We start from the raw sequence: 2,322 nt of genomic DNA on the forward strand, positions 1-2,322 counted from the left end.
AGCTTATTATTGACTAGAGTCATGCTCTATCTAACTACTGGAGATCCCATGGTTTACCGCGCTGTTTTCTGGGGATTAGCTGGGATGGCTTTGGCTTTCTCTCTCGCTTTCCTTGAGGAGGCTAACGCTCAAACCTCGCTGACTGGCATCAACCGTGACAGCGTACTGCAACTGAACCTTGGGTCGGGACGCAGCCTCCCTCGGGTACCTGTGGGCGGTTCAGGTTCTGAGGAGGGCCGGGATCCTGCTGCTCCCTCGGCGCAGATGTGGGCTGAGTGGCATATTCGCGCCAATGTCTGCACCGGAAACCTATCCACAGAAGAACTGGCGGAGCTGTTTCCATTGGTCAATCAAGCTCTAGTGGATGCCGTTTGCCGGGGAGGAAGTTAAAGGTTGCCCAGGCTGGCGGTAAGGTGAAGAAGGAGCCTCTAGGTCGCTGCTGCATGGATTTTGAGAAACTTTTGGAGGAATGGGTTGCAGCCTTTGCCCAAGTGGCCGAAGAAAGTTTGGCCTCTTTGGAGACTGCCCTGATGGAGCTGGCAGAGCACTTGGCTGTGCCTTTACAGGAAACCCTTAGGCAGTGGGAAGCCCTCTGGAATCTGGAGGAGGAAGTGGAGCTGGAGCCTGAGCCAGAACCCTTTGAGGAAACCCTCAACCCTTCTGTGGGCGAATCTTTCACCACCAGTCGTTTCTTCGTCAGCCCGATAGGATTTGGGGGCGTGGTTGTTTACACTTACGTGGCTTCGCCGCCAGAATACATCGGGGATCCCACCTGCCGCTACAACGCCCATTCTCCAGAGTTGCGCTGCGCCGTCAATCCCTACGGCCCCTGTGAGGGCTGTCCCCACTACGAGCCCCGGAATGAGCCCCGATGAAGGGTGACCGCCTGATTGTTGCGCTGGATACTTCTTCTCAAGAGCAGGCTTTGGAGTGGGTGGACTCTTTGCCGCAGGTGCTGTGGTGGAAGGTGGGTCTGGAGTTGTTCACTGCTGCGGGTTTTTCCGTTCTGCAGGCTCTCAAGGAAAGGGGCAAGCGCATTTTTCTGGATTTGAAGCTGCACGACATTCCCCACACCGTGGGGAGGGCTACGGAGGTGGCCGTCAGCTATGGAGTGGATCTGCTCACCGTCCATGCTGCCGGCGGCAGTGCCATGTTGCGGGCAGCCGTGGCAGCTGCCCAGGGCAGTCCTTGTCGGCTATTGGCGGTTACCCTCTTAACCAGCATCAGCCCCCCGCAGGTGCGACAGGAACTGGGCATCGAGATGGATCCCGCCGACTATGTGTTGCATTTGGCCCGGCTGGCTCAAGCTCAAGGCTTTACTGGACTGGTTTGCTCTCCTCAGGAAGTCTCGCGGTTGCGCCAAGCTTTGGGGCCGGAGGTTTTGCTGGTTACTCCTGGGATCCGTCTGGGCCAAGCCAAGGCGGGGGATGGAGAGGAGGATCAACAGCGCATCTGCACGCCCGACGAAGCTCTGCGGGCAGGAGCCGATTATTTGGTGGTGGGCCGCCCCATCACCGCTTCTCCCGATCCCGTGGCCGCCTTGCGGCGCTTCCAAGCCTCATGGGATGCTGCCGGGTGAGGGTGTGGGGAGATGCCCGATGTTATTGGGGTAGTTCTGTAATGCAACGACGCCGTAGGCTTGTGCAGTGGATCCCTGAAAAAAGGCCGGCTGGATCCGGCAGGAGATGTTGGCTAGGAGTCGGTTTGTCGGTGGTTTTGGGCCTGGTCAGCACTCCTGGGCGCGTTAGGGGTGCGGAGCATTTCGTTCCGGCAAGAGGGGAAACTTGCCTGGCTGCTCCTCAGGTTTGGGCTGAGGCTCTAACGGAGCAGTTGCCTTTGTTTCTCAATCTGGCCTTGAGCCGCTCCCGCTCTGAGTTTCAGGTTGTGCTGGTGGGGAAGCCGGAGGTTGAAATGCTCTCTCCAGGGTCTCCGGCCCGCTTACGCCAACAGGAGCTGGCTCCGGTTTTGCCGGACACCGCAACTGCTGTTTCGCCAGAAGCTTTTCGGCTGTATTTCACCACGCTGGAGCGCCGCTTGGTCTTGCCCCAACACCCCCAAAAGGAGGGCAACTCCTTGGCCGGTCGGCGCAGCGAAACTCTGCAACTGGCCTACGAGGCTTATGTCCTGCGGGCTAACCCTGGGGATCCCTGGCGGTTGGTGCGTCTGCAGGTAACCGGATCGGGGATCCCCATTCGCGATGTAACGAATGGACTCACTGCCCAGGCCATCCGCCGCTGGCAACAGTCGGGTTGCCCCTTGACGGGCGATCTAGAGTTGACTAGACCTTCTCTCTAGCGGCGCGGAGCGCTTTGCGTCAGCATG

The 2,322-nt window shown here is 59.0% G+C and carries 3 protein-coding genes; all 3 read left to right on the forward strand.

The window, feature by feature from the left end; translation table 11 throughout:
• The first annotated feature begins 443 nt into the window (after positions 1 to 443).
• Entirely contained in the window at positions 444 to 875 is a 432-nt protein-coding gene (locus tag NW815_RS02845; protein WP_414390755.1) for a DUF6464 family protein, read from the forward strand.
• On the forward strand, positions 872 to 1,579 hold the full coding sequence (gene pyrF, locus NW815_RS02850; RefSeq protein ID WP_414390753.1) for an orotidine-5'-phosphate decarboxylase: 708 nt from the start codon (positions 872 to 874) through the stop codon (positions 1,577 to 1,579). Before NW815_RS02845 ends, pyrF begins: the two co-directional genes overlap by 4 nt.
• A gap of 131 nt (positions 1,580 to 1,710) precedes the next feature.
• Complete coding sequence (locus tag NW815_RS02855; RefSeq protein ID WP_414390758.1) at positions 1,711 to 2,295, forward strand: hypothetical protein; 585 nt, start codon at positions 1,711 to 1,713, stop codon at positions 2,293 to 2,295.
• The last annotated feature ends 27 nt before the right edge of the window (positions 2,296 to 2,322 follow it).

The organism is Synechococcus sp. R6-7, assembly GCF_047461695.1.
Classification (GTDB): domain Bacteria; phylum Cyanobacteriota; class Cyanobacteriia; order Thermostichales; family Thermostichaceae; genus Thermostichus.

Bases quoted from the DNA above. Each gene is read 5' to 3' on its own strand.
- NW815_RS02845 (WP_414390755.1), top strand. From the start codon at position 444: ATGGATTTTGAGAAACTTTTGGAGGAATGGGTTGCAGCCTTTGCCCAA.
- pyrF (WP_414390753.1), top strand. From the start codon at position 872: ATGAAGGGTGACCGCCTGATTGTTGCGCTGGATACTTCTTCTCAAGAG.